4 protein-coding genes are annotated in these 8,202 nt (G+C 70.4%); 2 read left to right on the top strand and 2 right to left on the bottom strand.

The window, feature by feature from the left end; all coding sequences use genetic code 11:
* On the top strand, window positions 1-2,190 hold a 2,190-nt coding region (locus C1I98_RS30990; protein ID WP_146607742.1), incomplete at its 5' end, for a transglycosylase domain-containing protein.
* A 26-nt stretch (window positions 2,191-2,216) separates the two neighbouring features.
* On the opposite strand, the gene dnaE is transcribed toward C1I98_RS30990, so the two are convergent.
* Both dnaE and C1I98_RS45405 read right to left on the bottom strand, forming a co-directional pair.
* Window positions 2,217-5,741 carry a DNA polymerase III subunit alpha gene (gene dnaE, locus C1I98_RS30995; protein WP_111170922.1) on the bottom strand — a complete coding sequence of 1,175 codons (3,525 nt, stop codon included), beginning with the start codon at window positions 5,739-5,741 and terminating at the stop codon, window positions 2,217-2,219.
* A 187-nt stretch (window positions 5,742-5,928) separates the two neighbouring features.
* On the bottom strand, window positions 5,929-6,912 hold the full coding sequence (locus tag C1I98_RS45405; RefSeq protein WP_306461928.1) for a chorismate mutase: 984 nt from the start codon (window positions 6,910-6,912) through the stop codon (window positions 5,929-5,931).
* A gap of 386 nt (window positions 6,913-7,298) precedes the next feature.
* Between C1I98_RS45405 and C1I98_RS31005 the strand changes: the two genes are divergently transcribed.
* Window positions 7,299-8,202: serine/threonine-protein kinase (locus C1I98_RS31005; RefSeq protein ID WP_199537337.1), on the top strand; the 904-nt coding region annotated here is incomplete at its 3' end.

The raw sequence follows: 8,202 nt of genomic DNA on the forward strand, positions 1-8,202 counted from the left end.
CAGCGGCACCTCGCGCTGGCGCTGCCCGTGGTGGGCGGGGCGGGGGTCGCGGCCAAACAGGTCTCGGCCACCTTCACCGAGCTGCCGGCCGCGCCGCGCGAGGTGCCGCTGGCCCAGCACACGCGCCTGCTGGACGCCCGGGGCCGGCAGTTCGCCCAGTTCTACTTCCAAAACCGCACCACGGTGCCGCTGTCGCGGGTGGCGCCGGTGATGCGGCAGGCCATCGTGGCCATCGAGGACGCCAGGTTCTACGAGCACGGCGGGCTCGACGTCCGGGGCACGCTGCGGGCGCTGATCACCAACACCCAGGCGGGCGGCATCCGGCAGGGCGGCTCCTCCCTGACCCAGCAGCTCGTGAAGAACATCCTGGTGGAGGCCGCGGAGTCGGAGCAGGAGCGGCAGCGGGCGCGGGCGCCGAGCCTGCGCCGGAAGATCAGCGAGCTGCGGTACGCGCTGGCGCTGGAGAAGAAGTACACCAAGGACGAGATCCTGGAGCGCTACCTCAACATCACCTACTTCGGGGCGGGCGCGTTCGGAGTGGAGGCGGCGGCCCGGCGGTTCTTCTCCACCACGGCCGACCGGCTGACGCTGGGGCAGGCGGCGACGCTGGCGGGGGCGGTTCGCCGGCCGTACGAGACGGACCCGGCGCTCGGGACGACCCGCAGGCAGCGCCTGCGCGAACGCCGTGACCTGGTGCTGGACCGGATGGCCGGGCTCGGCATGATCACCACGGCGCGGGCCGCGGAGGCGCGGCGGGAAGCCCTCGGCATCAGGCTGCGCCCCGAGCCGGGCGGCTGCTCGGAAAGCTCCTCGCCCTATTTCTGCCTGTACGTGCAGAAGGAACTGCTGGCCAATCCCGCGTTCGGGCACACCAGGGCCGAACGCCAGCGCCGCCTGATGCACGGCGGGATCGTGCTGCGCACCACCTTGGACCCGCGCGTCCAGCGCGCCGCGGAGAAGGCGATCTCGGCGCAGGTGGACCCCGCCGACGCCCAGGTCGCGGCCGAGGCGATGATCGAGCCGGGCACCGGCATGATCCGCGCGCTGGCGGCCAGCAAGCGCTACGGCCGCAATCCGCGCAACAGCAAGCACGGCGACCACACCACCTACAACCTGCCGGCGGACATCGCGCACGGCGGCGGGCAGGGGCTCCAGGCGGGTTCGACGTTCAAGGTGTTCACGCTGGCCACCGCGCTGGCCGAGGGCTGGCGGTTCGACGAGGGCTTCGACACGCCCGGGTCGTTCGTCGCCGGGTACGGCTACCGCGACTGCCACGGCAACCCGGTCAACGACCCCGGCACCGTGATCCACAACGCGAGCGGCGAGGGCGAGGGCGGCCCGCACAGCATCTCCACCGGCACCTGGATGTCGGTGAACATCTTCTACATGATGCTGGAGCAGAAGGTCGGGCTGTGCGACGTGGTGCGGACCGCCCGCAGGTTCGGCGTCAAGCGCGCCGACGGGACGCCGCTGCGCGAGGTGCCGACGTTCACGCTCGGCGTCAACGAGGTCGATCCGGTGACGGTCGCCGCTGCCTTCGCCGCCTTCGGTGCCAGGGGCAGGTACTGCCGGCCGATGGCGATCGCCGAGATCGCCGAGCCGGGCGGGCGGGCCACCCGCGTACCGCCGGACTGCTCCCAGGCCATCGAGCCCGCCGTCGCCGACGCGGTCTCCCACGTACTGCGCGGCGTCTTCCACAAGGGCACCATGCGCGGCCAGGACATCGGCCGCGACGCGGCGGGCAAGACCGGCACCAACAACGGCTACACCTCGGCGTGGTTCGCGGGGTACACCCCGGACCTGGCGGCGGCGGTCAGCGTGGGCGACATCCGGGGCTCCTACCGCTACCCGCTGCGCGGGGTGACCATCGGCGGCACCCACTACGGCAGCGTGCAGGGAGCGTCGCTGCCCGGGCCCATCTGGGTGGACTCCATGTCCCGCGCGCTGCGCGACACCTCGCCCACCCCCTTCCGCCGGCCGGACATGTCGCGCTTCGGCGGCGGGCACACCCCCGGCCTGGAGGAGACGGAGGCCGGACGCGGCGAGGGGCGACACCATCGCGGCGAGGGCCGCCGGTGGCGACGCCACTCCCGCGACGGCCACCACCGGGCCCGCGACGGCCATCACCACCGCCACCGCCGCCACGCCAGGATGATCGACCGCTGGCTGAACCTGCCCTGGGGCCGCTGACCCCGCCGCGCGGGCCGGAAGGAAGGTCAGGCGCCGAGGCAGGCGGGACCGAGAAGCTGCTTGAGGTCGCCCATCAGCGCCGGGGAAGGGGAGACCCGCAGGCGGTCGTCCAGGCGCAGCACCGTGGTCCTCGACCCGTTGTGGACCTGAAGGTGGATCTCGGTGGTGCCCGGATGGGTGGTCAGGACCTCCTTCAACCGGCCCACCAGCGGCGGTGTGCAGCGGTTGAGGGCCAGGCTGACCAACAGCGGGCCGCCGGCCTCCTGGGTCAGGTCGGGGGCGGTGACCTCCATGGCGATGATCTTGGCGACGTCCTCCCGCTTGTCCAGGCGGCCCTTGACGAAGACGATGGCGTCCTCGGCCAGGATCGTGGAGCAGAGCTGGTAGGCGGACGGGAAGATCATCACCTCGATGGAGCCCTCAAGGTCTTCCAGTTGGGTGAGCACCCATGTGTCGCCCTTCTTGGTGACCTTGCGCTGCAACCCCGACAGGATGCCGCCGACCGTGATCACCTGGCCGTCCGGCCGTTCGTCGGCCTGTAGCGCCGCGATCGAGCAGTCGGCCCCCTGGGACAGGATGTGCTCCACGCCCAGCAGCGGGTGGTCGGAGACGTACAGCCCCAGCATCTCCCGCTCGAAGGCCAGCAGCGTGCTCTTGTCCCACTCCCCCTCCGGGATCTGCACGTCGAAGGTCTGGTCCTCCACGCCCTCGACCGCGCCGAACAGGGAGTCCTGGCCGATCGCCTCGTTCTTCTTGATGTCGATGATCGCGTCCACGGACTGTTCGTGGACCATGACCAGGCCCTTGCGGACATGCCCGAAGGAGTCGAATGCGCCCGCCTTGATCAGCGACTCGATCACTCGCTTGTTGCAGACCAGCGCGGGGACCTTGCGCAGGAAGTCCTTGAAGTCGGTGAAGCGGCTCTTGTCGCGGCGCGCCGCGATGATGCCGTCCACCACGTTGCCGCCCACGTTGCGGATCGCCGACAGGCCGAACCGGACGTCGGTGCCGCGCGGGGTGAAGTCGAAGTCGGAGTCGTTGACGTCGGGCGGCAGCACCTTGATGCCCATCCGGCGGCACTCGTTGAGGTAGAGGGCGGACTTGTCCTTGTCGTCCTTGACGGACGTCAGCAGCGCCGCCATGTACTCGGCCGGGTAGTTGGCCTTGAGGTAGGCGGTCCAGTAGGAGACCAGGCCGTACGCGGCGCTGTGCGCCTTGTTGAACGCGTAGTCGGAGAAGGGCAGCAGGATGTCCCAGAGCGTCTTGATCGCCGCGCCGGAGTATCCGTTGTCCTTCATGCCCTGCTCGAAGGAGGCGAACTGCTTGTCCAGCTCGGCCTTCTTCTTCTTGCCCATCGCGCGGCGCAGGAGGTCCGCTTTGCCGAGCGAGAACCCGGCGACCTTCTGCGCGATGGCCATGACCTGCTCCTGATAGACGATCAGGCCGTAGGTGGTGCCGAGGATGTCGGCCAGGGACTCCTCGAACTCGGGGTGGATCGGCTCGATCTTCTGCTGGCCGTTCTTGCGCAGCGCGTAGTTGGTGTGGGAGTTGGCGCCCATCGGGCCCGGCCGGTAGAGCGCGCCGACCGCGGAGATGTCCTCGAAGTTGTCGGGCTTCATCAGCCGCAGCAGCGACCGCATGCCGCCGCCGTCGAGCTGGAACACTCCCAGTGTGTCGCCCCGGCCGAGCAGTTCGTAGGTCTTGGGGTCGTCGAGCGGCAGCTTCAGCAGGTCGATCCGCTCGCCGGTGTTGCCCTCGACCATCTTCAGGCAGTCGTCGATGATCGTCAGGTTGCGCAGGCCCAGGAAGTCCATCTTCAGCAGGCCGAGCGTCTCGCAGGTCGGGTAGTCGAACTGCGTGATGATCGCGCCGTCGGAGTCGCGGCGCATGATCGGGATGTGGTCGGTGATCACCTCGGCGGACATGATCACACCGGCGGCGTGCACGCCGGTCTGCCTGATCAGGCCCTCAAGGCCCCTGCCCAGGTCGATCGCGGCCTTGACATCGACGTCCTCCTCGTACAGCTTGCGCAGCTCGCCCGCCTCGTTGTAGCGCGGGTGGTCGGCGTCGAAGATGCCCGAGAGCGGGATGTCCTTGCCCATCACCGACGGCGGGAACGCCTTGGACACCTTGTCGCCGAGCGCGTACGGGTAGCCCAGGACGCGCGCGGCGTCCTTGATGGCGGCCTTCGCCTTGATGGTGCCGAACGTGACGATCATGGCGACCTTGTCGGCGCCCCACTTGTCGGTCACGTACCGGATCACGTCGCCGCGCCTGCGCTCGTCGAAGTCGATGTCGACGTCGGGCATGGAGACGCGGTCCGGGTTGAGGAACCGCTCGAAGATCAGTCCGTGCGGGAGCGGGTCGAGGTCGGTGATGCCGAGCGCGTACGCGACCAGCGAGCCGGCCGCCGAGCCACGCCCGGGGCCCACCCGGATGCCGTTGGCCTTGGCCCACATGATGAAGTCGGCGACCACGAGGAAGTAGGACGGGAAGCCCATCTGCTCGATGATCCCGATCTCGTACTCGGCCTGCTTGCGGTGCTCGTCGTCGAAGCCCTCCGGCCAGCGGCGGGCCATCCCCGCCCAGACCTCCGACCGGAAGAACTCGGCCTCGGTCATGTCCTGTGGGATCGGGTAGGTCGGCATGAGGTTCTTGAACTCGAAGAACCCCGCCGGGTCCACCCGCTCGGCGACCAGCAGCGTGTTGCGGCAGCCCTCCTGCCACAGGTCCTCGTTGGGGTGGATCGCCCGCATCTCGTCGGCGGTCTTGACGTAGTAGCCGGTGCCGTCGAACCTGAACCGGTCGGGGTCGGACAGTTGCTTGCCGGTCTGGATGCACAGCAGGGCGTCGTGGCCGGTGGCGTCGGACTCGTAGGTGTAGTGCGAGTCGTTGGTGACCAGCGGCGGGATGTCCAGCTCCCGGCTGATCCGGGTGAGCCCGTCGCGGACCCGGCGCTCGATGTCCAGCCCGTGGTCCATGACCTCCAGGAAGTAGTTCTCCTTGCCGAAGATCTCCTGGAACTTCGCGGCGGCCTTGACGGCCTCGTCGTACTGGCCGAGCCGCAGCCGCGTCTGGACCTCGCCGGACGGGCAGCCGGTGGTGGCCATGAGCCCCGCCGAGTGCTCGGCGAGCAGCTCGGCGTCCATCCGGGCCCACTTGCGGACGAAGCCCTCGGTGTAGGCCCGCGAGCTGAGCTTCATCAGGTTGTGCAGGCCCGTCTTGTTCCGGGCCCAGATGGTCATGTGGGTGTAGTAGCCGCCCGCCGAGACGTCGTCCCGTTTCTGGTGCGGCTCGCCCCACAGCACCGGCTTCTTGTTGTGCCGCAACTCCGGCGCGACGTACGCCTCGATCCCGATGATCGGCTTGATCTCGGCGGCCATGGCCTGCCTGTAGAAGTCGTAGGCGCCGTGCATGTTGCCGTGGTCGGTGATCGCGATGGCCGGCATGCCCAGCTCGCCCACCTGCTTGAACATCTGCTTCAACCGGGCTGCACCGTCGAGCATGGAGTACTCGGTGTGCACATGCAGATGGACGAACGACTCGCTCATGCGGCTCCCTCGATCACCACTCGCGAAAGGCGGCGGACAAGAGCCTACGCGTGTTCGGCAGGCGTTGCGGCCACCCGGCGCCCGTCATCCGGACACCTGCCGGGCGCCGCTCCTTCACCAGCGCGAAGGGCCCGCGACACGGCGACACTCCGACACGCCGACACTCCGGACGGGGGTCGCGGGAGGGTCACCCGCCGTCCGGCCGGGCGCGGCGCTCCTCGGCCAGATGCAGGCCGGCCTCGATCACCGCGTTCATCACCGGGGCCAGGCGGTCGGTGCCCAGGGCCGGGGCGCGGCGGGCCATGGCGGCCACCAGGCTGCGCTCGCGCTCCATGTCGCGACCGGCGAACCCGCCCACCGGCTTCAGCCGCTGCACGACGCCGGCCAGCTCCGCCCGCCGTTCCAGGAGGGTGGCGAGCGCGGCGTCCACCCGGTCGATGACGCCGCGGGCCTCGGCCACCGTGGCGGGGTCCTCGCGGCGCACCATCGCGCCCACCACGATCGCCGCCTCCCTGGCCGCCGCCACGACGTCCCGTCCGGCGTCGGGCGCGAGCATGAGGCCGTCGGCCCCCGCCGCGATCGCCGCGCCCGCCAGCGCGGCGTCCCGCCCGAGCGCGACCAGCACCGGCCTGCCGGTACGGGCCCGCGCCTCGCGCGCCATCGCAAGGTCCAGCGTGGTCCCGCCGCCCGGCATGGGCGTACGGCTGCCGCACTCGCACAGCGCCACCTGGTCGTTGCCCTCGGCCACGCAGTAGTCGGCGATGGCCAGCCACTCCTCCAGCGTCGCGGCCGGGCCCCGCTGCACGACCACCGGGATCCCGAGCCTGGCCGCCGCCCGCACGAGCCTGAAGTCCTGCATCCAGGCGGCGCCGATGACCACGCCGTCGGCCTGTTCGGCGATGTCCGGCAGATCGGCGGCGGAGAACGGCTCCACCAGGACCGGGCTCGCCCATCCGGCGCGGGCCTCGGCGATCGCCTCGCCCGCCGGGCGGCGGCCGCGGTGACCACGCAGCGTGATCCATCGGATGTCCTGTGCCGGGCCGGGCGAGCCGCCCGGCCCGGCCGCCGCGGCGGATCCGCCTATCACCACCGGCAGGACGTCCTGGCCCAGTGGCACCTGTCCGATCCGTACGGCCCGCGTCGTGCGCAGGTCCGGGGTTTCAACGCTCACGAATCGGACCTTTCCCACTGACCATGCAGGGAAATCGACGACATCTCGGCTCCTGTGCATTGGGCCGGCCGTGCGTTCCCCACGAGCCGGCGGGTGAGATGAAGAGGTAAAACAAAAGGCAGAGACGTGTCGTCCCTGCCTTGAGCCGGCTCCGGTCGATCGCTACTTCACGCTGGTGCGACCGGCCCTCCCGGAGCCGGCTCGATAAACGCGAAATGGTGATCCATGCCCATGACCTTAGGCCATCACCACCCGTCGCGCCACTTGACGGAAGATCCTTCTCACTGTGCGGACTCTGGATCGCCCGCCGCGCAGCGGCTTGCGGTCGCTCCAGATCCACCACTATGGGAGGATTTTTAGCTTCAGGGAGGGGGTCAAAGTCGGTGATGTCGGAGGGGCAGCGCAGCGAACGCGTGGTAGCAGCGCGTTACCATCTGCTCGAACCCATCGGGCGTGGCGGCATGGGCGTGGTGTGGAGCGCCCACGATGATCTGCTGGATCGGCGGGTCGCCGTCAAGGAGGTGCGCTACGCGAGCGCGCTCGGCGACGAGGTGCAGCAGCTCAACCGCCGTACCTTGCGGGAGGCCCGGGCCGCGGCCCGGCTGAGCCATCCCAACGTGGTGGTCGTCCATGACGTGATCGAGGAGGACGGCCGGCCCTGGATCGTCATGCAACTGGTCCCCTCGCGGTCTCTCGGCCAGGTGATCAAGCAGGATGGGCCGCTGCTCCCGCAGCGGGCCGCCAAGATCGGCCTGGAGGTGGTCAGCGCGCTGCGCAGCGCGCACAAGGCCGGCGTGCTGCACCGTGACGTCAAGCCGGAGAACGTGCTGCTCGCCGATGACGGCAGGGTGGTGCTCACCGACTTCGGCATCGCCACGCTGGAGGCGGAGACCCAGCTCACCATGACCGGCCTGGCGGGCACTCCGGCGTTCATCGCGCCCGAGCGGCTGCGCGGCCGTCCGGCGCGCCGCGAGTCCGACCTGTGGTCATTGGGCGCGACCCTGTACGCGGCGGTGGAGGGCCGCCCGCCGCATGATCGCGGCACGCCGCTGGCGACCATGCACTCGGTACTGACCGACCCGCCGGACTCGGCCCCGCACGCGGGGCCGCTGCTGCCGGTGATCGAGGGGCTGCTGCTGAAGGAGCCGGTGCAGCGCCTGTCCCATGACGAGGCCACGCGGATGCTCCGCCAGGTGCTGGACGGTGGCAACCCGACCCGCATCCTGCCCGCGATCCGCCCGGTCGCTGCGGGCCCCCCGCCCGGTTCGGTGGCGGCGGAACCGGCGCCAC

The organism is Spongiactinospora gelatinilytica, assembly GCF_003236385.1.
In the GTDB taxonomy this organism is placed as follows: Bacteria; Actinomycetota; Actinomycetes; order Streptosporangiales; family Streptosporangiaceae; genus Spongiactinospora; species Spongiactinospora gelatinilytica.

Excerpts from the sequence above, each read along its gene's own strand:
- dnaE (WP_111170922.1), bottom strand. The coding sequence starts at position 5,741 with ATGAGCGAGTCGTTCGTCCATCTGCATGTGCACACCGAGTACTCCATG.